The organism is Pseudomonas fragi (assembly GCF_900105835.1).
In the GTDB taxonomy this organism is placed as follows: Bacteria; Pseudomonadota; Gammaproteobacteria; order Pseudomonadales; family Pseudomonadaceae; genus Aquipseudomonas; species Aquipseudomonas fragi.
The window spans coordinates 2,245,020-2,266,146 of record NZ_LT629783.1; the positions used below are offsets into that span (position 1 = coordinate 2,245,020).

Here is a 21,127-nt window from a genome sequence, read left to right on the forward strand (position 1 = left end):
TGCTACCTTTTGATGATAACCAAAGGACTGCACCCGGCGATCTTATTCGCTGGAGAGCAGATCCATCGTGTGTTTATCCATCATTTCCAGCGCACGGCCACCGCCACGCGCAACGCAGGTCAGCGGGTCTTCGGCAACAATCACCGGCAGGCCGGTTTCCTGGGCCAGCAGCTTGTCGAGGTCACGCAGCAAGGCGCCACCACCGGTCAGTACCAGGCCACGCTCGGCGATGTCCGAAGCCAGCTCTGGCGGGGACTGCTCCAGCGCACTTTTCACGGCCTGAACGATGGTTGCCAGGGACTCTTGCAGAGCCTCGAGCACTTCATTGGAGTTCAGGGTGAAGGCACGCGGCACGCCTTCTGCCAGGTTACGGCCGCGCACGTCGACTTCACGCACTTCACCGCCCGGGTAGGCTGTACCGATTTCCTGCTTGATGCGCTCCGCCGTCGACTCGCCGATCAGGCTGCCGTAGTTGCGACGCACATAAGTGATGATCGCCTCGTCGAAACGGTCGCCGCCAACCCGAACGGATTCAGCGTAAACCACACCGTTGAGGGAGATGAGTGCGATTTCTGTGGTACCGCCACCGATATCGACCACCATCGAACCGCGGGCTTCTTCAACCGGCAGGCCCGCACCGATGGCCGCAGCCATTGGTTCTTCGATCAGGAACACTTCACGCGCACCGGCACCGAGTGCCGATTCACGGATGGCGCGACGCTCTACCTGAGTCGATTTGCAAGGCACGCAAATCAGCACTCGCGGGCTTGGCTGCAGGAAGCTGTTTTCATGCACCTTGTTGATGAAGTACTGCAGCATTTTTTCGCAAACGCTGAAATCGGCAATAACGCCGTCCTTCATCGGACGAATGGCAGCAATGTTGCCCGGTGTACGGCCGAGCATGCGCTTGGCCTCGGTGCCGACGGCAACGACACTTTTCTGGTTACCGTGTGTCCGAATGGCCACAACCGATGGTTCATTCAGGACAATACCGCGCTCACGCACGTAAATAAGGGTGTTGGCAGTGCCCAGGTCGATGGAAAGATCGCTGGAAAACATGCCACGCAGTTTCTTGAACATGGGAAAGGGACCCTAGGCAACGCGTGGGTAAAAAAGTGCGGCAAACTCTAACAACGACAGGGATTTTGGGCAAGGCGCCAATATGTTAAATTGGGCGCTTTTCTGAGCACCAACTCCCATAATCGCGGCCATATGACCGTAGAAATGCGGTAGTGTTCCGACAATCTAACACACGGATAGCATCCGTCCTGTTTTCCACTGGAGAATCCCATGGCGCTAGACCGCTCCGACGTGGAAAAAATCGCACATTTGGCCCGTCTTGGCCTCAATGATGCCGATATTCCACGCACCACCGAAGCCCTTAACAGCATTTTGGGGCTGATTGATCAGATGCAGGCCGTCGACACTACCGGTATCGAGCCTCTGGCCCACCCACTGGAAGCCAGCCAGCGCCTGCGTGCCGACGTCGTGACTGAAAGCAATCATCGCGAGGCTTATCAGTCCATCGCACCAGCGGTCGAAAACGGCCTTTATCTGGTTCCGAAAGTCATCGAGTAAAGGGAAAGAGCCTGCATGCATCAATTGACTCTGGCCGAGATCGCCCGCGGACTCGCCGATAAAAAGTTTTCTTCCGAAGAGCTGACCAAGACCCTGCTGGCGCGTATCGCCCAGCTCGATCCTCAGCTCAACAGCTTCATCACCCTCACCGAAGACCTTGCGCTAGAGCAGGCCAGGGCCGCTGACGCACGTCGCGCCAACGGTGAAACCGGGGCCCTGCTGGGCGCGCCGATCGCTCACAAGGACTTGTTCTGCACCTTGGGCGTGCGCACCAGCTGTGCCTCGAAGATGCTCGACAACTTCAAGGCACCCTACGACGCCACCGTGGTTGCCAAGCTGGCCGCAGCCGGCGCCGTAAGCCTGGGCAAGACCAACATGGACGAGTTCGCGATGGGCTCGGCCAACGAATCGAGCTACTACGGCGCGGTCAAAAACCCGTGGAACCTCGAGCACGTACCAGGCGGTTCGTCGGGTGGTTCGGCTGCAGCCGTTGCCGCCCGTCTGTTGCCTGCGGCAACGGGCACCGACACTGGCGGATCTATCCGACAGCCGGCAGCCCTGACCAACCTCACAGGCCTGAAACCGACATACGGTCGCGTTTCGCGCTGGGGCATGATCGCTTACGCGTCCAGCCTCGACCAGGCTGGACCGTTAGCGCGTACTGCCGAAGATTGCGCCATCCTGCTCCAGGGCATGGCCGGTTTCGACCCACAAGACTCCACCAGCATTGACGAGCCCGTACCGGACTTCAGCGCCAACCTCAACGGTTCGCTGCAAGGCCTGCGTATCGGCGTGCCTGCGGAGTTCTTCAGCGAAGGCCTCGACGCACGCATCGCCGAGCTGATCCACAACAGCATCAAGGAGCTGGAGAAGCTCGGTGCCGTGATCAAGCCGATCAGCCTGCCGAACATGCAGCACGCGATCCCTGCGTACTACGTCATCGCACCTGCCGAGGCCTCGTCCAACCTGTCGCGTTTCGACGGCGTGCGCTTCGGCCACCGCTGCGAAAACCCGAAAGACCTCACCGACCTGTACAAGCGCTCGCGCGCCGAGGGCTTTGGCCCGGAAGTACAGCGCCGGATTCTGGTCGGTGCCTACGCCCTGTCGGCGGGTTACTACGACGCTTACTACCTGCAAGCGCAAAAAATCCGTCGCCTGATCAAAAACGACTTCATGACTGCATTCAACGAAGTCGACATCATCCTCGGCCCAACCACGCCTAACCCGGCCTGGAAAATCGGCGCTAAAAACAGCGACCCGGTTTCGGCCTACCTGGAAGACGTCTACACCATTACCGCCAACCTCGCGGGCCTGCCGGGCCTGTCGATGCCAGCCGGTTTTGTCGATGGCTTGCCAGTGGGCGTGCAGCTGCTTGCGCCTTACTTCCAGGAAGGTCGCTTGCTCAACGTCGCCCACCAGTATCAGTTGCACACTGACTGGCACACGCGCTCACCTGCCGGCTTCTGAGGAGAAACACATGCAATGGGAAGTTGTGATCGGGCTGGAAATTCACTCCCAGCTCGCCACCCAATCGAAGATTTTCTCCGGTAGTGCCACCACGTTTGGCGCTGAACCGAACACCCAGGCCAGCCTGGTAGACCTGGGCATGCCCGGCGTACTACCGGTGCTGAACCAGGAAGCCGTGCGCATGGCCGTCATGTTCGGCGTGGCCGTTGACGCCGAAATCGGCCAGCACAACGTGTTCGCCCGCAAGAACTACTTCTACCCCGACCTGCCCAAGGGCTACCAGATCAGCCAGATGGAGCTGCCGATTGTCGGCAAGGGCCACCTGGACATCACCCTGGAAGATGGCACGGTCAAACGTGTCGGCATTACCCGTGCGCACCTTGAAGAAGACGCCGGCAAAAGCCTGCACGAAGATTTCAGCGGCTCCACCGGCATCGACCTGAACCGCGCGGGCACCCCGCTACTGGAAATCGTTTCCGAGCCGGACATGCGCAGCGCCAAGGAGGCCGTGGCCTACGTCAAGGCCATGCACGCCCTGGTGCGCTACCTGGGCATCTGTGACGGCAACATGGCCGAAGGCTCGCTGCGTTGCGACTGCAACGTGTCGGTACGCCCGGTGGGTCAGGCCGAGTTCGGCACGCGCTGCGAGATCAAGAACGTCAACTCGTTCCGTTTTATCGAGAAGGCGATCAACAGCGAAATCCAGCGCCAGATCGAGCTGATCGAAGACGGCGGCAAGGTCATCCAGCAAACTCGCCTGTACGACCCGAACAAGGACGAAACCCGCGCCATGCGCAGCAAGGAGGAAGCCAACGACTACCGTTACTTCCCCGACCCTGACCTGCTGCCGGTGGTGATCGAGGATTCGTTCATCGAAGACGTGCGCGCCACCCTGCCGGAACTGCCACCGCAAAAGCGCGAGCGTTTCCAGTCGCAGTTCGGCCTGTCGGCCTACGACGCCAGTGTTCTGGCCTCGAGCCGCGAACAGGCGGACTACTTCGAAAAAGTCGTGAGCATCAGTGGCGACGCCAAGCTGGCGGCCAACTGGGTGATGGTTGAGCTGGGCAGCCTGCTTAACAAGCAAGGCCTGGACATCGACCAGTCGCCGGTCAGCGCCGAGCAATTGGGCGGCATGCTGCAGCGCATCAAGGACAACACCATCTCCGGCAAAATCGCCAAGGTAGTGCTTGAAGCGATGGCCAATGGCGAAGGCACCGCCGACGAAGTCATTGAAAAACGTGGCCTCAAGCAAGTAACCGACAGCGGCGCCATTGAAAAGGTGCTGGATGAAATGCTGGCGGCCAACGCCGAGCAGGTCGAGCAATACCGTGCGGCAGACGAAGCCAAGCGCGGCAAGATGTTCGGCTTCTTCGTGGGCCAGGCGATGAAAGCCTCCAAAGGCAAAGCCAACCCGCAACAGGTCAACGAATTGCTCAAGAGCAAGCTCGAAGGCTAAGCCATACAACTGTGGGAGCGGGCTTGCTCGCGACGGGATCGATGCGGACCTTACTGAAATACCGCGCCGCCCGCATCGCGAGCAAGCCCGCTCCCACAGGGTTTTGTGGTTTTTTCCCGCAACATAAGGATCCCCCCATGAAGCGGCTACTCGGCGCCTGCGCCCTGCTCAGCTTGCTCGCCGGCTGCGCCAGCCATGACATAGACCCCCGCGGCTATGATCAAACCGGCACCGCCTCTTATTACGGCGCCCGTCACCACGGTAAACGTACCGCCAGTGGCGAGCCTTTCGACCAGCACGGCCTCACGGCCGCCCATCGTCAGCTACCCTTCGGCACGCGCGTCCTGGTCACCAACCTGAGCAACAACAAATCTGTCGTGGTGCGCATCAATGATCGCGGACCGCACACCCGTGGCCGCCTGATCGATCTTTCCCGCCAGGCCGCCGAGCAACTGGGCATGCTGCGCAGCGGCACGGCCAAAGTGCGGGTCCAGGGCATGAATGATTAATTGAGGGAGTGGTCGCCATTTTGGCTTTGAGCACGCTGTCACCGTGGAACCTGCTGCAACTGCTCTGCGGCCTCGCGCTGCTGGTCGCCGGGGCCGAACTGCTGGTGCGTTGCGCCGTGCGCATGGCCGCCAACCTGAAGGTGCGCCCGCTATTGATCGGCTTGACCCTCGTGGCCGTGGGCAGCAGCGCACCGCAACTGACCGTCAGCCTGCAGGCCGCCCTCAATGACACGGCAGACATTGCCGTAGGCAGCGTAATCGGCAGCAATATCTTCAATATTCTGGTCACCCTGGGCCTTTCGGCACTGATCATCCCCTTGCGGGTGTCCCGCCAACTGGTGCGCCTGGACATCCCGCTGATGATCCTCGCCAGCGGCCTGGTGTTTGCCCTGGCCCTGAACAAGCAGCTCGACCGCCTGGACGGCGTCGTCCTGCTGGGCGGCCTGTTGGTTTACCTGGCCCTGCTGCTGCGCCAGTCGCGCCACAGCGGCCATCATCACCCCCGCCACGACCTGCCGCGCACCTCCTGGCTGCACAACCTCGTACTGATGCTGGCCGCCCTGCTGCTGCTGGGGCTTGCCGGGCACCTGTTGCTCGGCGCCGCAGTCACGCTCGCCACCGAGCTGGGGCTGTCGGAGCGGATCATCGGCCTGACCATCATTGCAGTCAGCACGTCGCTGCCGCAGTTGGCTACCTCGCTGATCGCCGCCTTTCGCGGCCAGCGCGAAATTGCCGTGGGCAATGTGATCGGCAGCAATGTATTCAACCTGCTGGGCGTGCTCGGGCTGACCGCCCTGGTAGCACCTGCGCCCCTGTCGGTATCACCCAATGCCCTGGCGTTCGATCTGCCGGTGATGCTGGGAGTCGCGGCACTGTGCCTGCCGGTGTTCTATACCGGCTACCGCGTCACCCGGGGCGAAGGGTTGCTCTTCCTGGGACTGTACCTGGCCTATGGCCTGCATGTGGTGTCGTTTACCACCGGGATGCCGCTAGCGGGCAAGCTTGAGCATTTGATGCTGTTCTTTGTACTGCCGGCGCTGCTGCTGTTCCTGCTGCTCAGCACCTTGCGTGCGTGGCGTAGGCAGCACTAGATCCAGCCACCCCACTGCAGCACAAAGATGCCGAGATTGGTGGTGAGCGCCGCCATCAAGGTGGTGATCACGATGATTGCAGCTGCCAACTCGTGATTGCCATTGGCCGCCCGGGCCATGACATAACTGGCCGCCGCCGTGGGGCTGGCGAAGTACAGGAACAGAATCCCCAACTCCGGCCCGCGAAAGCCGCACAGCCAGGCACCCAGGGTTGCCAGCAACGGCATGCTGACCATTTTCACCAGGCTGGCGCTCAGTGCCATATCGCCACTTTTGCGCAGGCTGGCCAATGACAGCGTGCCGCCGATGCAAATCAGTGCCAGGGGCAGGGTCATCGCTGCCAGGTACTCGCCCGATGCCTGCAACCAGCCGGGCAAGCCGATCTTGAACACCGCGAACGGCACCGCCGCCAGCACGCTGATGATCAGCGGGTTCTTGACCACACTTTTGCAGATGCTCCACGGATCGGACTTGATCACCGGGCTGTACACCGCCAGCACAATGGTCGACAGGGTGTTGTAGAGCAAAATCACCAGCCCGGCGAGCACCGCCCCCAGCGAAATCCCGTAGTCGCCGTACATGCTGGCCGCCAGGGCCAGGCCGACCACCCCGTTATTGCCGCGAAAGGCGCCCTGGGTGTAGATGCCGCGATCTTCCCGCGGGCAGCGCCAGATCGACCAGCCCCACGCCAGCGCAAAGCTGAGCAAGGTTGCCGCAACAAAATACGCCAGCACCTTGGGCTGCAAGGCCGCCCTGAGATCGGCGTGCAAAATACCCAGAAACAACAACGCCGGCATGGTGACGTTAAACACCAGTGCCGACGCAGTATGGATAAAGTTGTCGTTGATCCAGCCCACACGCTTGAGCACCACGCCTAAAAACAGCATGGCAAACACCGGGGCGGTAATCGTGAGCGTCTGAAGGAAAATAGCCAGCATGTCAGCCCACTCGTGGGGGAACAGCGGGTTGAAGCTCTCTGGAAGAAAGCTTCAACGATATTTTTTACATACCTTTGACGGCATAAATACCGGCAGCATTACGCCAGTAGCCTTTGTAGTCCATGCCATAGCCAAACACGTAACGGTCAACGCACGGCAAGCCCATGTAGTCGGCCTTCAGGTCAGGACGCGCCTTGCGCTCATGTTCCTTGTCGATCAACACCGCGGTATGCACCTGACGGGCACCGGCGTGTTTGCAGAAATCAACAATCGCGCTCAGGGTGTGACCTTCATCGAGGATGTCATCGATGATCAGCACATGACGGTCGATAAATGACACTTCCGGCTTGGCTTTCCAGAACAGGTCACCGCCCGTGGTTTCATTGCGATAGCGCGTCGCGTGCAAATACGACGCTTCAAGCGGAAATTGCAGATGGGTTAGCAGCTTGCCGGAGAAAATCAGGCCGCCGTTCATCACACAAAATACCACTGGATTGGTCTCGGCCATTTCAGCCGTGATTTGCGCGCCAACGCGGGCAATGGCCGCCTCGACTTCAGCTTCGGTGTACAGGCAGTCAGCCTCTCGCATGATTTGACGGATATGCTCGAGATCAGCAGACATGACGCTCTCCAGGGGGGGTTGTGCAAGAAAAGCGGGCAAAGGTACGCATCCGCTTGGCTCAGATCAAGCATTTATGGACTAACGTGCAGTAATGTCTGTAGGACATCACCCCGGATTAGATTAATCTAGGCCGGTTTTTTTGCCTGCCCCCGGAGTTTTTTCCCTATGCCTATCCGTGAGATACGCCACCCGCTGATCCGTCACAAACTCGGCCTGATGCGCCGTGCTGACATTAGCACGAAGAATTTCCGCGAGCTCGCTCAGGAAGTCGGCGCGTTGCTGACCTATGAAGCCACCAGTGACCTGACCCTCGAAACCTACAATATCGACGGTTGGTGCGGCACTGTTCAAGTTGAAAAAATCGCCGGTAAGAAAATTACCGTCGTACCGATCCTGCGCGCCGGTATCGGCATGCTTGAAGGTGTCCTGAGCCTGATCCCGGGCGCCAAAGTCAGCGCTGTGGGCATTGCCCGCAACGAAGAAACCCTCCAGGCCCACACCTACCTGGAAAAACTGGTTCCGGAAATCAACGAGCGTCTGGCGATGATTATCGACCCGATGCTGGCCACCGGCTCGTCGATGGTTGCCACCATTGATCTGCTGAAAAAAGCCGGCTGCAAAGAAATCCGCGCGATGGTGCTGGTTGCCGCGCCAGAAGGGATTGCTGCGGTTGAAGCCGCTCACCCGGACGTGACCATCTACACCGCTTCCATTGATGAGCGTTTGAACGAGCACGGCTACATCATTCCGGGCCTGGGCGATGCCGGCGACAAGATCTTCGGCACCAAGCAAAAGGACATTTAACATGCAGGACGAGTTCAACGACCCGCTCTGGCGCCAGATCATCTCTGGCGCGCAGATGCTCTTCGTGGCCTTTGGCGCGTTGGTGTTGATGCCTTTGATTACAGGCCTGGACCCTAACGTTGCGCTGTTCACGGCGGGTCTCGGGACTCTGCTGTTCCAGATCGTGACCCGGCGCCAGGTGCCGGTCTTTCTGGCTTCGAGTTTCGCTTTCATTACCCCGATCATTCTCGCCAAGGGCCAGTTCGGCCTGGCTGCGACCATGGGCGGCGTGATGGCAGCCGGTTTCGTGTACACCTTTCTCGGTTTCGCGGTAAAACTCAAGGGCACCGGTTTTATTGACCGCCTGCTGCCACCCGTGGTGATTGGCCCGGTGATTATCTCGATCGGCCTGGCGATGGCGCCGATTGCGGCGCATATGGCCATGGGCCGCGCGGAAGATGGCACCGAGCTGATTCACTATCAGACGGCCATGCTGATCTCGATGCCAGCACTGCTGACCACCCTGATCGTGGCCGTATTCGGCAAAGGGATTTTCCGTCTGGTGCCGATCATTGCCGGTGTGCTGGTAGGTTTTGGCATGGCGTTCTACTTCGGTGTTGTCGACACTGCCAAGATCGCTGCCGCGCCGTGGTTTGCCCTGCCGCACTTCACCGCGCCCGAGTTCAACTGGCAGGCGATTCTGTTTATCGTCCCCGTGGCACTGGCCCCGGCCATTGAACATATCGGCGGCGTGATTGCCGTAGGCAGCGTGACCGGTCGTGACTACCTGAAAAACCCGGGCCTGCACCGCACGCTGTTCGGTGACGGTATCGCCACCACGGCTGCCGGCATGCTGGGCGGACCACCCAACACCACCTACGCCGAAGTGACGGGCGCAGTGATGCTGACCAAGAACTACAACCCGAAAATCATGACCTGGGCGGCAATCTTTGCCATCAGCCTGGCGTTTATCGGCAAGTTCGGCGCACTGCTGCAAAGCATTCCGGTACCGGTGATGGGCGGGATTCTGTGCCTGCTGTTCGGTTCGATTGCAGCGGTGGGTATGAATACCCTGATCCGTCATCAAGTCGACCTGAGCGAAGCACGCAACCTGGTGATCGTCTCGGTGACCCTGGTATTCGGGATTGGCGGCGTACTGATCGGTACGGGGATGGGGCCTGAGGACTTCGGTCTCAAAGGCATCGCGCTGTGCGCCATTGTGGCGATTGCGCTGAACCTGATCCTGCCGGGCAATGACAGCTGGAAGCACAAGAAAAAAGGTGACGGGCCGGTTATCTAAACCGGCTCTACCCTCACCCCAGCCCTCTCCCAATGGGAGAGGGAGCCGATATGTGGCGTTACGCAGATCAGCTTTTGCTTTTAGTCCCCTCTCCCTCCGGGAGAGGGCTAGGGTGAGGGGCTTTCAGGCTTTACAGCGCCAGCGGCGCCCTCTCACACAACGTGTTCAACGCCTGCGCCCACTGCGGGTGGTCATTAAGACACGGCACCAGCACCAACTCCTCGCCCCCCGCCTCGATAAACTGCTCGCGTCCGCGATCGCCGATCTCTTCCAGGGTTTCGATGCAATCGGCCACAAACGCCGGGCACATCACCAGAATTTTCTTCACCCCTTGCTTGGCCAACGCATCCAGCCGCGCCTCGGTGTAGGGCTCGATCCACTTGGCCCGCCCCAGACGGGACTGGAACGCCACCGACCACTTGCCCTCAGGCAAGCCCATGCGCTCGGCAAAGGCCTGGGCCGTGCGCAGGCACTGTGCCCGATAACAGGTAGCAAGCACCGCAGGCGAAGCGTTCTGGCAACAATCTTCATTCTTGAAGCAGTGATTACCGGTGGGGTCCAGCTTGTGCAAATGCCGCTCGGGCAAGCCGTGAAAGCTCAGCAGCAAGTGATCGTAATCCTGCTCCAGATGCGGTTTGGCACTGGCCACCAGCGCATCGAGGTACTCGGGCTGGTCATAGAATGGCTGCAGGATGGAGAACTGAACCGGCAGTTTTTTGGCCTTTACCACCCGCTTGGCCTCTTCAATCACCGTGGTTACGGTGCTGTCGGCAAACTGCGGATAAAGCGGCGCCAGCGTGACCTTTTTAATCCCCTGCGCAGCCAGGCGGGTGAGCACGGTTTCGATCGATGGCTCTCCGTAGCGCATGGCCAGTTCCACCGGCCCCTGGGTCCACTCCTGGGTCATGGCGTGCTGCAAGCGGCGGCTGAGCTCTACCAGTGGCGACCCCTCCTTCCACCAGATCGAGGCGTAGGCATGGGCTGACTGCTCGGGCCGCTTGATCAGGATCAGCGACACCAGCAAGCGTCGCACCGGCCACGGCAGATCGATTACATACGGGTCCATCAAAAACTGGTTCAAGTAACTGCGTACATCCGCTACCGAAGTAGATGCCGGCGAACCCAGGTTAACCAGCAACAGCGCGTGGTCGGTCATGCAACTTCCTATTTCAGGGGCGGGCGGGCCACATCATCGAGCGCCGCACGCAAATCGGTGAACTGAAAAGTAAAACCGGCTGCCAGCAACCTTGCAGGTCTCGCTCGCTGGCCACCCAGCAACAAACCGGACATTTCGCCCAGCAGCACGCGCAATACAAAGGCGGGCATGGGCATAAACGCCGGGCGGTGCAACACCTGGCCCAGGGTCCGGGCAAACTCGGCATTGCGTACCGGCTGCGGCGCGCAGGCATTATAAGGACCGCTGGCGGCATTCTCATGCACAAGAAAATCAATCAGGGCGATTTGATCCTTGATATGAATCCACGGCATCCATTGCCGACCATTGCCTATCGGCCCGCCCAACGCCAGCTTGAAAGGCAACAACAGGCGCGACAAAAAGCCGCCTTCGGCTGCCAGCACCAGCCCCGTGCGCACCAGCACCACACGCATGCCCAAGGCCTCAACACGCTGTGCGGTTTCTTCCCAGGCGATACACAAGTGACTGGCGAAATCCTCACTCACGGGTGGCGATTCTTCTGTCAGCTCACGCTCGCCGCCGTCGCCATACCAGCCCACGGCCGAACCGGACACCAGTACAGCAGGCTTTTGCTCGCGGCTTTGTAGCCAGGCCACCAGGGTTTCAGTCAGGGTAATGCGGCTGCTCCACAACAACGCCTTGCGGCTGCGCGTCCAGGGCCGGTCAGCAATGGGCGCACCGGCGAGGTTGACCACGGCATCGATCGGCTCCTCGCCAAGTTCTTCAAGCAGTGCGACTCCCTTCACCTGGGCACCACACAATCGGGCCACTTGCTCAGGGCGCCGACTCCACACACTGAGTCGATGGCCCTGCGCCAGCCAGTGACGACAGAGCTGACGCCCGATCAAGCCTGTACCGCCGGTCAGCAAAATGTGCATGAGTTGATCCTCGCAAGGAGTTTTATCGGTAGCACTGGTCTATTTTTATAGAAAGACCTTTAACCAGTCGTTGAGCTAACTTAAGAATAGGCCACATGGATCCGGAAGAAACGCTAAAACTTATACTAAAAATCAGAATTGTACAGGTATTGCCGACGGCGTAGTCTGTGCAAACAGAGATCGGGGGCCCTAATGACTGTACCCATCGCAATTATCGGTGCCGGCATAGCCGGGCTGGCAGCAGCAAATTTCCTGCACAAGGCGGGGCATGTGATTCATCTGTTCGATAAAAGCCGTGGCAGCGGCGGACGCATGTCGAGCAAGCGCAGCGATGTCGGGGTACTGGACCTGGGGGCTCAGTATTTCACCGCTCGCGACCGCCGTTTTGTCGATGAAGTCCAGCAATGGCAGGCCAACGGCTGGGCCGTCGAGTGGGAACCCCATCTGTACCACTATAAAAATGGCCAGCTGACCCCCTCCCCGGACGAACAGACCCGCTGGGTGGGCACGCCGCGCATGAGCGCCATTACCCGTGGCTTGCTGGGCCAGTTGCCGATCAGCTTTACCTGCCAGATCACTGACCTGATCCGGGGTGAAAAACACTGGCATCTGCTCGATGCCGAAGGCGAGGAGCACGGCCCCTTCAGCCACGTCATCATCGCCACACCGGCGCCACAGGCCACCTCCCTTCTGTCCAGCGCGCCCAAACTGGCCAGTACCGCTGCGGGGGTAAAAATGGAGCCTGCGTGGGCCGTTGCCCTGGCCTTCGAGTCCCCCCTCGATACGCCGATGGAAGGTTGTTTTGTACAAGGCAGCCCGCTCGACTGGCTGGCGCGCAACCGCAGCAAACCCGGGCGTGACAGCCAGCCCGACACCTGGGTGCTGCATGCGACCAGCGCCTGGAGCAAACAGAACCTCGACCGCACCAAGGAATCGGTCATCGAGCATTTGCACGGTGCCTTTGCCGAATTGATGCACTTCCCGACCCCCGCACCGATTTTCAGCCTGGCCCACCGCTGGCTTTACGCCCGGCCTGCGGCGGCCCATGAATGGGGCGCACTGGCGGACTCCGACCTGGGCCTGTATGCCTGCGGCGACTGGTGCCTGTCAGGCCGCGTCGAAGGCGCCTGGCTCAGCGGCCAGGAAGCCGCGCGGCGGCTGATCGAGCATCTGGATTGAATTGACACAAAACTTGCCGTAGCAGCTGCCGAAGGAACGAGGCTGCGTTCCTTCGGCAGCTGCTACGGGGAATTAATAATCCTGCAAATACCTGTACAAGAAATTTGACTTGTACAACATCCGGCATATGATGAACTCAAGTTGTACATCAACAGAAAGATGTACAAGTAATTCTTGGAGGTTCGTCACATGGCCAGCACCGCATCCGCTCAACACAAACCGAAAATCGCCATCAGCGCCTGCTTGCTGGGGGCTGAGGTGCGCTTCAACGGCGGGCATAAAGAATCGCGGTTGTGCAGCCAGGCGTTAAGCCAGCACTTCGAGTTTGTCCCGCTGTGCCCCGAGGTTGCCATCGGCCTTGGCATTCCGCGCCAGCCAGTGCGCCTGGTTGGCGACCCAGCAGCGCCCCAGGCGGTAGGCACTGTCGACAGCACCTTGAACGTAACCCGCCCGTTGCACGACTACGGTATGGAAATGGCCGCCGAGCACACTGACATCTGTGGCTACATTTTTATGCAGAAGTCACCGTCCTGCGGACTGGAGCGGGTCAAGGTGTATCAGGATGGCGGCCGCCCTGCCGAGCTTGCCGGGCGTGGTATCTACGCCCGGGCCTTCTGCGACGCCAACCCCGACTTGCCGGTGGAAGAAGACGGCCGTTTGAACGACCCGGTGCTGCGCGAAAACTTCATGACCCGGGTTTACGCCTACAGCGCCTGGCAGGCATTGCTCAAACAGGGCATCACCCGCCGCTCACTGACCGAGTTCCATGCTCGCTACAAATACCAGCTGATGGCCCATCACCCGGTGCAATACAAAACACTCGGCGCTCTGCTCGGCAACCTCGGCAAGCAAGACCCGCGAGCCATTGCCCCGCACTACTTCAGCGAGCTGATGAAAGCCCTGAAAAAATGCGCCACCCGCCGCACCCACACCAACGTGCTGCAACATATCAGTGGCTACCTCAAGCAATCCATCAGCGCGCAAGACAAGCAGGAAGTCCAGCAACTGATTGGCCAGTACCTGCACGGCATCGTGCCACTGGTCGTGCCGCTGACCCTGCTCAAGCATCACTTTCGCCTGCACCCGCACGCTTATATCTCGCGCCAGGTTTACCTGCAGCCGCATCCGGAAGACCTCAGCCTGCGTAATGCCATCTGACCATGAATGATGACCTGATTATGTCCAACACCCCTGATACGGACTACAGCCAGGCGCTGGCCGAAGGCTGGTTGCCGATCCGCGAAGTGTCGCGCATCACCGGCGTGAATGCTGTGACCCTGCGTGCCTGGGAACGCCGCTACGGCCTGATCGTGCCGCACCGCACGGCCAAGGGCCATCGCCTGTTTTCGACCGAACATATCCAGCGCATCCAGCAGATTTTGTTGTGGCTCAACCGTGGCGTGTCGGTCAGCCAGATCAAGCCGTTGCTCAACGCGCCAGCTGCACTGGCCCCGGCTCCTGACAGCGACTGGCAGGCGTGGCGGCAAACCATGATTGAAGCCATCAGTGAGCTGGCCGAACGCCGCCTCGATGACTGTTTCAACCAGGCAATGTCGCTCTACCCTGCCCGCCCGCTCTGCGAGCAACTGCTGCTGCCCCTTTTGAACGAGCTGGAACAACGCTGGCAAGGGCAGTTCGGTGCGCAATTGGAGCGGGTGTTTTTCCACTCCTGGCTGCGCAGCAAACTGGGCGCGCGGATTTATCACAACAACCGCTCGCTCAAGGGCGCGCCGGTGCTGCTGATCAATCATTCGGACCTGCCCTTTGAGCCACAACTGTGGCTGACCGCCTTGCTGATCAGCAGCAGCCACTGCCCGGTCGAAGTCTTCGACGCCCCTGTACCCGGCGGCGAACTGGGCCTGGCTGTCGAGCATTTGCAGCCCCGCGCCGTGGTGCTGTACTCCAGTAAAACCCTTAATACCCAGCAATTGCCCCGGCTGTTGCAGGGTATCGACTGCCCGACCCTGATCGCCGGACCAACGGTATGCATCCACTTCGACCAGTTGTCCGTAACTACAACCGAGATCGCAGGATTGTATCTGGCCCACGACCCGGTAGAGGCCCATCAACGCCTCAGCCAACTCGGCCTTTATCGCTAGGAAATGACATGCAACTGATCTGGCTGCGCACCGACTTGCGCCACGACGACAACACCGCCCTGAGCGCCGCCGCCAAACGCGGCCCCACCCTGGCCGTGTACCTGATCAGCCCCGAGCAATGGCTGGCCCATGACGATGCGCCGAGCAAGGTCGACTTCTGGCTGCGCAACCTGCGCACCCTGAGCGACAGCCTGCAACAGCTCAATATTCCTTTGCTGATTCGTACCGCGCCCACCTGGGACCAGGCCCCTGCGGTGCTCCTTGAGTTGTGCCGGCAGCACGGTGTCGAGGCGGTTCACACCAATCAGGAATACGGTATCCACGAAACCCGTCGCGACCAGGCGGTGGCCCGGGCGCTTGAAGCCCAGGGCATCGAGTTTCACAGCTACCTCGACCAGTTGCTGTTCCAGCCGGGCAGCATCCTCACGCAGTCGGGTTCGTATTTCCAGGTCTTCAGCCAGTTTCGCCGGATCTGCTACAACCGCCTGCATATGGCCTTGCCCAAGCAGGTTGCCAAGCCTGAGAAGCAGTCTTTGCTGAATATTGAGAGCGACGCCATACCCGAGTCTGTCAGCGGTTTCACAGTGCCCAGCGAATCACTGCGGGCACTGTGGCCGGCAGGCGAAGATCAGGCTCACCAGCGCCTGGCACAGTTTGCCGACGAGCAAATCCACTATTACCAGGACGAACGCGACCTGCCCGCCAAACCCGGCACCAGCCAGCTTTCGCCTTACCTTGCAGCAGGGGTGCTCTCCCCCCGCCAGTGCCTGCACGCAGCATTGCACAGCAACAACGGCGAGTTTGAAAGCGGCAGCCCGGGGGTCTTTACCTGGATCACCGAGCTGCTGTGGCGCGAGTTTTATAAACATATCCTGGTGGGCTACCCACGGGTCTCACGTCATCGCGCCTTTCGCCCGGAAACCGAATACCTGCCTTGGCGCAACGCGCCGGATGAACTGAGCGCCTGGAAACAGGGGCGCACCGGCTTCCCGATTATCGACGCGGCCATCAGGCAGCTGCTGGAAACCGGCTGGATGCACAATCGCCTGCGCATGGTGGTGGCGATGTTCCTGACCAAAAACCTGTTGATCGACTGGCGCGAAGGCGAACGCTTCTTTATGCAGCACCTGATCGACGGTGATCTGGCCGCCAACAACGGCGGCTGGCAGTGGAGTTCATCGACGGGTACCGATTCCGTGCCGTACTTCCGTATTTTCAACCCGGTCACCCAGTCAGAGCGCTTCGATCCCGAGGGAAAATTCATCAAGCACTGGTTACCCGAGCTGAAAGACCTGAACAAAAAACAGGTCCATAACCCTGCCTCCCTGGGTGGTCTGTTTGGCGTGGCCAATTACCCGGCGCCCATCGTCAACCTGAGCCAAAGCCGCGACCGGGCCCTGAGCGCATTCAAAAACCTGCCGTCACGGCAAATGCTGGAGGCCAGCCATGGTTGATCGGCGGCGGATCTGGCTTACGGGCGCCAGCAGCGGTATTGGCGCGCAGATGGCCGAAGTATTGCTCAGCGGCGGCGCCCTGCTGGCGTTGACCGCCCGCACTCTGGAGCCCTTGAGAATCCTGTCCGAGCGTTACCCCGGACAAGTCTTGCTGGTGCCCGGCGACCTGACCGACAGCGTACAGGTACGCGAGATCGGCAAACGCATCGCCCAGGCCTGGGGCGCGCTGGATACCGTAATCCTCAATGCCGGCACCTGTGAGTATGTCGACGCCCGCCAGTTCGACGCGGCACTGGTCGAACGCGTGGTGCGCACCAACCTGCTGGCCAGCAGCTATTGCCTTGAGAGCGCACTGCCACTGTTGCGCGCAGGCTTACAGCCGCATCTGGTGGGCGTGGTCAGTTCGGTCACCTATTGGCCACTGCCCCGGGCCGGGGCTTATGGAGCATCGAAAGCGGGCCTGCGCTACTTGCTTGAATCGCTGCGTATCGATCTGGCCCAGGAGAACATTGACGTGACCCTCGTCAGCCCGGGCTTTGTTGACACGCCCTTGACCGAACACAACGACTTCCCGATGCCCATGCGCTGGCCAGCGCAAAAAGCGGCGCAGCATATTTGCCAGCGACTGGAAAAACGCCCGCTGGAAATCGCCTTTCCCACACCGTTCATTGCCATCCTGCGGCTGCTGGCCAACCTGCCAAAACGTTTGCAAGTGGCGCTCGGCAAGCGTCTGGCACGCACATCCGACGGTAAGCCATCATGAAAATCGCGATCATTGGCAGCGGGATTTCAGGGCTGACCTGCGGCTACTTGCTGCATAAAGAACACGATATCAGCGTGTACGAGGCCAGTGACTGGGTCGGCGGCCATACCCATACCGTCAATGTAAGCGTCAAAGGCCAGGCTTATGCCGTGGATACCGGCTTTATCGTGTTCAACGACTGGACTTACCCCAACTTCATCAAGCTGATGGATCAATTGGGGGTGCGCTCCAAAGCCACTGAAATGAGCTTTTCCGTCCACGACACCGATAGCAACCTCGAATACAACGGCAACACCCTCAACAGCCTGTTTGCCCAGCGCAGCAACCTGTTGTCGCCGAGGTTCTGGGGCATGTTGCGCGATATCCTGCGCTTCAATCGCGAAGCCATCCGCGACCTGGACGAGCAACGTATTGCCAGCGATACCCGGTTGGGCGACTACCTGCAGCAACGCGGCTATGGCTCGCGCTTTATCGAGCACTACATTGTGCCGATGGGGGCTGCTATCTGGTCCATGTCCCTGGCCGACATGCTCGCCTTCCCGTTGCAATTCTTTGTGCGTTTTTTCAAGAATCACGGTTTGCTCAGCGTCAGCAATCGCCCGCAATGGCGTGTGATTGAGGGTGGCTCCAGTGCTTACATCAAACCCTTGAGCGCAGGCTTTGCCGACAGGATTCGTCTCAACTGCCCGGTGATCCAGGTCGCGCGCAATGCCGAAGGCGTTCTGGTGCATAGCGTTGGCGGTACTGAATCCTTCGACAAGGTGATCTTTGCCTGCCACAGCGACCAGGCCCTCAGGTTGCTGGCAAAACCTACAGCCGCAGAACAACAGATCCTGGGGGCCATGCCCTACGCCGACAATGATGTGGTGCTGCATACCGATACCCGCTTGCTGCCCGACCGAAAACTGGCCTGGGCCAGCTGGAATTATCGCCTCGGTGGCGAAGGGCAAAAACGGGCGGCCGTGACCTACGATATGAACATCCTGCAAGGGATTCAGAGCGAGACCACATTCTGCGTCAGCCTCAACCAAACCCCGGCCATTGATCCACTCAAGGTGCTGGCCAGCTACACCTATGCCCACCCGCAATACAGTTTGGCCGCCATTGCCGCACAAGCGCGCTGGCAAGAACTGCTGGGCGCGCAACACAGCTACTTTTGTGGCGCCTATTGGGCCAACGGTTTTCATGAAGACGGCGTGGTCAGCGCCTTGCGCGTGGCCCAGGCCTTTGGCCAGCCATTATGAACAGCGCCCTGTACAGCGGCTGGATCGGCCATCGACGCTTTGCCCCAAAGCCCCATGCCTTTCGCTATCAGATAGGCCTGTTGTATCTGGATCTGGATGAGCAAGACGCTGTACTGGGGCTTTCACCGCTGGCAGGAAAAAGCCGCTTTGCGCCCTTCTCCTTTCGTGAAACCGATTACCTGAAAACCTTCACCGCAACCGGCATGCGCCTGATTGATGCGGTGCGCCAGCAAGTTTCCAGCGCTTTGGGTTATACCCCGCAAGGCCCGATCTGCTTGCTCACACAAGCCCGCAGTTGGGGGCTGTCCTTCAACCCGGTGAGTTTCTTCTATTGCTACGAAGCTGACGGAAAACTGGCCGCCGTCCTGTGCGAAGTCACCAATACGCCTTGGCGCGAACGTTATCACTATGTGCTCCCCGCCAAGGGAGACGGTTTCGCCCACGTTGCGGTGGCCAAGGCCTTCCATGTGTCGCCGTTTCTGCCACGAGACCTGGAATATCGCATGAGTTTCAGCCCGCCCCAGGCCCGGCTCGGGGTGCATATGGCGGACTGGCAGGGCGACCTCAAACTGTTCGACGCCACCCTCAACCTGCAGCGCACAGTGCTGGATCGCCCGGGCCTGCATCGCTACTTGCGGCAGTTCCCGTGGATGACCGCCAAAACTTGTCTGGCCATCTACTGGCAAGCCTTGCGCCTGTTTCTTAAGCGCACCCCGATTTTTTCCCACCAGGCCGCCGACGGCGCCTTTCGCATTGCCGCCCTGCAACCCAAGGATCAACGCCATGAAGAGCCCTAGCCTGGTGAGCAAAACCTCACTGTCGACTACCCATAACCTGACCAGCGCACTACTGCGACGCGGGGTGCTGCGCCAACTCAGTCAATTGAAAAGCGGGCATCTGGTGGTCATCGAAAACGGTGAACGCCTGATGTTTGGTGACAGCGGCGCGGGTCTGGTCGGCGAGGTGCAGATTCACGACACAAGTGTCTGGGGCATGATTGCCAGCAACGGCTCGATTGGCGCCGGCGAAGCCTTTATTCATGGCTACTGGAGTTCGCCTGACCTGACCAAAGTGATCCGCGTGCTGGTCAGCAACATGGACGTGCTCGATGCAATGGAAGGTGGCCTGGCCCGCCTGGGTCGCCCGTTGATACGCGGCTTGCACTGGATCAATCGCAACACCCGCAAGGGCTCGCAAAAGAATATTGCCGCGCATTACGACCTGGGCAATGAGATGTTCGAGCAATTCCTCGACCCGACCATGATGTATTCAGCGGCGCAGTTTTTAACGGCTGACGACACCCTGGAGCAAGCCCAGCTCAACAAGCTGCAGCGCATCTGCCAGAAGCTCGACCTCAAGCCCACAGACCATTTGCTGGAAATCGGTACCGGCTGGGGCAGCATGGCGTTGTATGCGGCGCAACATTACGGTTGCAAGGTGACGACGACTACATTGTCCAAAGAACAGTTCGACTACACCCAAGCCCGCATCGAGGCGCTGGGCTTACAAGAGCAAGTAACGTTACTGCTGGAGGATTATCGCGACCTGACCGGGCAATACGACAAGCTGGTGTCTATCGAGATGATCGAAGCCGTCGGCCATCATTTCTTGCCCAGCTATTTCAAGCAATGCTCCCAGTTGCTCAAGCCCCACGGCCTGATGCTGCTGCAAGCCATCACCATTCGCGACCAGCGTTACGAACAGGCGAAAAGCAGCGTGGACTTTATCCAGCGTTATATCTTCCCCGGTGGCGCATTGCCCAGCGTGCAGAAAATGCTCGAAATCGTTGGCAAGGACACCGACATGAACCTGATGCACATGGAGGATTTTGGCCTGCACTACGCCAAAACCCTGCGTTTGTGGCATGAGAACTTTCGCCGGGCACACGGCCGTTTAACGGAATTGGGCTACGACGACTACTTTCTGCGCCTGTGGGAGTTTTACCTGTGCTACTGCGAAGGTGGCTTTCTTGAGCGCAGCATCGGCACTGCACAACTGTTGCTGGCCAAACCGGCGGCCATGCCCGCGCCATTGCTGGGTCGGTTCAATGCTTAAAAACCTGGCCAATGCCGGGCTGTTCCAGTTCGGCTGGTTTGCCTGTGTGTTGGGCGGCAATAGCCTGTGGTTACTGCTGGCCGCGGGCGCCCTGCTGGTGCATCTGCTGTTTATCAGCCCTTCGTTGGCAGAAGTGCGGTTAGTGGTTGTGGTCTGTTTACTTGGCACGGCAGTGGACAGCCTGCTGCTCAATGCCGGATTTTTCGCCTTCGCCCAGCCCGGGGTGTTGATTCCGTTCTGGCTGATGCTGCTTTGGGCCCTGCTGGCCATCACCCTGACCCATTGCCTGGCGTGGACTGCCACGCCCTGGTGGCGTTCTGTTTTGCTGGGAGCCATCGGTGGACCGCTGTCGTATTACGCCGGGCAACGTCTGGGCGCGGTGCAATTCCCTCTGGGCCTGTGGCCGACGCTGGCCGGGTTGAGCCTGTTGTGGGCCGGGTTGTTTGCGGTCCTTGTAGCAGTTGCCGCCAGGCTACGTCGGGTTGCGCAGCAATCGTAAATTCTGAGAGCGAGGTT

The 21,127-nt window shown here is 59.9% G+C and carries 21 protein-coding genes; 16 read left to right on the top strand and 5 right to left on the bottom strand.

Annotated features, from left to right (window positions below):
* Positions 1–42: 42 nt before the first annotated feature.
* On the bottom strand, positions 43–1,080 hold the full coding sequence (mreB, locus tag BLU25_RS10330; RefSeq protein WP_002555108.1) for a rod shape-determining protein MreB: 1,038 nt from the start codon (positions 1,078–1,080) through the stop codon (positions 43–45).
* Positions 1,081–1,290: 210 nt separating this feature from the next.
* On the opposite strand from mreB, the gene gatC reads away from it, so the two are divergent.
* From gatC to BLU25_RS10355, 5 genes are all read left to right on the top strand, one after another.
* Positions 1,291–1,578, top strand: a complete 288-nt coding sequence (gene gatC / locus BLU25_RS10335) for an Asp-tRNA(Asn)/Glu-tRNA(Gln) amidotransferase subunit GatC (RefSeq protein WP_016781778.1) — start codon at positions 1,291–1,293, stop codon at positions 1,576–1,578.
* A 15-nt stretch (positions 1,579–1,593) separates the two neighbouring features.
* Complete coding sequence (gatA, locus tag BLU25_RS10340; protein ID WP_083369631.1) at positions 1,594–3,045, top strand: Asp-tRNA(Asn)/Glu-tRNA(Gln) amidotransferase subunit GatA; 1,452 nt, start codon at positions 1,594–1,596, stop codon at positions 3,043–3,045.
* 10 nt (positions 3,046–3,055) lie between these two features.
* Positions 3,056–4,501, top strand: coding sequence for an Asp-tRNA(Asn)/Glu-tRNA(Gln) amidotransferase subunit GatB (gene gatB / locus BLU25_RS10345; RefSeq protein WP_016781777.1), 1,446 nt, complete (start codon positions 3,056–3,058; stop codon positions 4,499–4,501).
* 137 nt (positions 4,502–4,638) lie between these two features.
* Complete coding sequence (locus tag BLU25_RS10350; RefSeq protein WP_016781776.1) at positions 4,639–5,010, top strand: septal ring lytic transglycosylase RlpA family protein; 372 nt, start codon at positions 4,639–4,641, stop codon at positions 5,008–5,010.
* 50 nt (positions 5,011–5,060) lie between these two features.
* Positions 5,061–6,101 (top strand): calcium/sodium antiporter, encoded by a 1,041-nt coding sequence (locus BLU25_RS10355; protein ID WP_029611532.1) that lies wholly within the window; start codon positions 5,061–5,063, stop codon positions 6,099–6,101.
* Here BLU25_RS10355 and BLU25_RS10360 read toward each other — a convergent pair.
* Positions 6,098–7,039, bottom strand: a complete 942-nt coding sequence (locus BLU25_RS10360; RefSeq protein ID WP_016781774.1) for an AEC family transporter — start codon at positions 7,037–7,039, stop codon at positions 6,098–6,100. The genes BLU25_RS10355 and BLU25_RS10360 overlap by 4 nt on opposite strands.
* 64 nt (positions 7,040–7,103) lie before the next feature.
* Entirely contained in the window at positions 7,104–7,661 is a 558-nt protein-coding gene (locus BLU25_RS10365) for a hypoxanthine-guanine phosphoribosyltransferase (RefSeq protein ID WP_016781773.1), read from the bottom strand.
* 165 nt (positions 7,662–7,826) lie between these two features.
* Here BLU25_RS10365 and upp point away from each other — a divergent pair, with 165 nt between their 5' ends.
* Together upp and BLU25_RS10375 are read left to right on the top strand one after the other, a co-directional pair.
* Positions 7,827–8,465 carry a uracil phosphoribosyltransferase gene (gene upp / locus BLU25_RS10370; protein WP_016781772.1) on the top strand — a complete coding sequence of 213 codons (639 nt, stop codon included), beginning with the start codon at positions 7,827–7,829 and terminating at the stop codon, positions 8,463–8,465.
* 1 nt (position 8,466) lies between these two features.
* Entirely contained in the window at positions 8,467–9,744 is a 1,278-nt protein-coding gene (locus BLU25_RS10375) for a uracil-xanthine permease family protein (RefSeq protein WP_016781771.1), read from the top strand.
* 130 nt (positions 9,745–9,874) lie between these two features.
* Here BLU25_RS10375 and hemH read toward each other — a convergent pair whose 3' ends face one another.
* Together hemH and BLU25_RS10385 are read right to left on the bottom strand one after the other, a co-directional pair.
* A complete protein-coding gene (hemH, locus tag BLU25_RS10380) occupies positions 9,875–10,900 on the bottom strand; it encodes a ferrochelatase (RefSeq protein ID WP_016781770.1) in 1,026 nt (341 codons plus the stop codon).
* 8 nt (positions 10,901–10,908) lie between these two features.
* Positions 10,909–11,817, bottom strand: coding sequence for a TIGR01777 family oxidoreductase (locus tag BLU25_RS10385; protein WP_016781769.1), 909 nt, complete (start codon positions 11,815–11,817; stop codon positions 10,909–10,911).
* Positions 11,818–12,009: 192 nt separating this feature from the next.
* On the opposite strand from BLU25_RS10385, the gene BLU25_RS10390 reads away from it, so the two are divergent.
* The 9 genes from BLU25_RS10390 (at position 12,010) to BLU25_RS10430 (ending at position 21,110) form a co-directional block, all read left to right on the top strand.
* Positions 12,010–12,996: an NAD(P)/FAD-dependent oxidoreductase gene (locus tag BLU25_RS10390; protein ID WP_016781768.1), complete on the top strand. Its 987-nt coding sequence runs from the start codon at positions 12,010–12,012 to the stop codon at positions 12,994–12,996.
* A 189-nt stretch (positions 12,997–13,185) separates the two neighbouring features.
* Positions 13,186–14,154, top strand: a complete 969-nt coding sequence (locus BLU25_RS10395) for a YbgA family protein (protein WP_016781767.1) — start codon at positions 13,186–13,188, stop codon at positions 14,152–14,154.
* Positions 14,155–14,156: 2 nt separating this feature from the next.
* Complete coding sequence (locus tag BLU25_RS10400) at positions 14,157–15,095, top strand: MerR family transcriptional regulator (RefSeq protein WP_016781766.1); 939 nt, start codon at positions 14,157–14,159, stop codon at positions 15,093–15,095.
* Between the two features lie 8 nt (positions 15,096–15,103).
* Positions 15,104–16,549, top strand: coding sequence for a deoxyribodipyrimidine photo-lyase (gene phrB / locus BLU25_RS10405; protein ID WP_016781765.1), 1,446 nt, complete (start codon positions 15,104–15,106; stop codon positions 16,547–16,549).
* Entirely contained in the window at positions 16,542–17,312 is a 771-nt protein-coding gene (locus tag BLU25_RS10410) for an SDR family NAD(P)-dependent oxidoreductase (RefSeq protein ID WP_016781764.1), read from the top strand. Before phrB ends, BLU25_RS10410 begins: the two co-directional genes overlap by 8 nt.
* Positions 17,309–18,556, top strand: a complete 1,248-nt coding sequence (locus BLU25_RS10415; RefSeq protein WP_083369632.1) for an NAD(P)/FAD-dependent oxidoreductase — start codon at positions 17,309–17,311, stop codon at positions 18,554–18,556. The genes BLU25_RS10410 and BLU25_RS10415 overlap by 4 nt, the downstream gene beginning before the upstream one ends.
* The gene (locus BLU25_RS10420) at positions 18,553–19,353 is read left to right on the top strand and encodes a DUF1365 domain-containing protein (protein ID WP_016781762.1); all 801 of its coding nucleotides are present in this window, start codon (positions 18,553–18,555) and stop codon (positions 19,351–19,353) included. The genes BLU25_RS10415 and BLU25_RS10420 overlap by 4 nt, the downstream gene beginning before the upstream one ends.
* Positions 19,340–20,611, top strand: a complete 1,272-nt coding sequence (locus BLU25_RS10425; RefSeq protein WP_016781761.1) for an SAM-dependent methyltransferase — start codon at positions 19,340–19,342, stop codon at positions 20,609–20,611. Before BLU25_RS10420 ends, BLU25_RS10425 begins: the two co-directional genes overlap by 14 nt.
* Positions 20,604–21,110: a DUF2878 domain-containing protein gene (locus BLU25_RS10430; RefSeq protein ID WP_016781760.1), complete on the top strand. Its 507-nt coding sequence runs from the start codon at positions 20,604–20,606 to the stop codon at positions 21,108–21,110. Before BLU25_RS10425 ends, BLU25_RS10430 begins: the two co-directional genes overlap by 8 nt.
* The last annotated feature ends 17 nt before the right edge of the window (positions 21,111–21,127 follow it).

Bases quoted from the DNA above. Each gene is read 5' to 3' on its own strand.
- gatC (WP_016781778.1), top strand. From the start codon at position 1,291: ATGGCGCTAGACCGCTCCGACGTGGAAAAAATCGCACATTTGGCCCGT.
- BLU25_RS10395 (WP_016781767.1), top strand. From the start codon at position 13,186: ATGGCCAGCACCGCATCCGCTCAACACAAACCGAAAATCGCCATCAGC.
- BLU25_RS10390 (WP_016781768.1), top strand. From the start codon at position 12,010: ATGACTGTACCCATCGCAATTATCGGTGCCGGCATAGCCGGGCTGGCA.
- mreB (WP_002555108.1), bottom strand. From the start codon at position 1,080: ATGTTCAAGAAACTGCGTGGCATGTTTTCCAGCGATCTTTCCATCGAC.
- BLU25_RS10410 (WP_016781764.1), top strand. From the start codon at position 16,542: ATGGTTGATCGGCGGCGGATCTGGCTTACGGGCGCCAGCAGCGGTATT.
- BLU25_RS10365 (WP_016781773.1), bottom strand. From the start codon at position 7,661: ATGTCTGCTGATCTCGAGCATATCCGTCAAATCATGCGAGAGGCTGAC.
- phrB (WP_016781765.1), top strand. From the start codon at position 15,104: ATGCAACTGATCTGGCTGCGCACCGACTTGCGCCACGACGACAACACC.
- BLU25_RS10350 (WP_016781776.1), top strand. From the start codon at position 4,639: ATGAAGCGGCTACTCGGCGCCTGCGCCCTGCTCAGCTTGCTCGCCGGC.
- gatA (WP_083369631.1), top strand. From the start codon at position 1,594: ATGCATCAATTGACTCTGGCCGAGATCGCCCGCGGACTCGCCGATAAA.
- BLU25_RS10430 (WP_016781760.1), top strand. From the start codon at position 20,604: ATGCTTAAAAACCTGGCCAATGCCGGGCTGTTCCAGTTCGGCTGGTTT.
- gatB (WP_016781777.1), top strand. From the start codon at position 3,056: ATGCAATGGGAAGTTGTGATCGGGCTGGAAATTCACTCCCAGCTCGCC.
- hemH (WP_016781770.1), bottom strand. From the start codon at position 10,900: ATGACCGACCACGCGCTGTTGCTGGTTAACCTGGGTTCGCCGGCATCT.
- upp (WP_016781772.1), top strand. From the start codon at position 7,827: ATGCCTATCCGTGAGATACGCCACCCGCTGATCCGTCACAAACTCGGC.
- BLU25_RS10385 (WP_016781769.1), bottom strand. From the start codon at position 11,817: ATGCACATTTTGCTGACCGGCGGTACAGGCTTGATCGGGCGTCAGCTC.
- BLU25_RS10425 (WP_016781761.1), top strand. From the start codon at position 19,340: ATGAAGAGCCCTAGCCTGGTGAGCAAAACCTCACTGTCGACTACCCAT.
- BLU25_RS10375 (WP_016781771.1), top strand. From the start codon at position 8,467: ATGCAGGACGAGTTCAACGACCCGCTCTGGCGCCAGATCATCTCTGGC.
- BLU25_RS10360 (WP_016781774.1), bottom strand. From the start codon at position 7,039: ATGCTGGCTATTTTCCTTCAGACGCTCACGATTACCGCCCCGGTGTTT.
- BLU25_RS10400 (WP_016781766.1), top strand. From the start codon at position 14,157: ATGAATGATGACCTGATTATGTCCAACACCCCTGATACGGACTACAGC.
- BLU25_RS10420 (WP_016781762.1), top strand. From the start codon at position 18,553: ATGAACAGCGCCCTGTACAGCGGCTGGATCGGCCATCGACGCTTTGCC.
- BLU25_RS10415 (WP_083369632.1), top strand. From the start codon at position 17,309: ATGAAAATCGCGATCATTGGCAGCGGGATTTCAGGGCTGACCTGCGGC.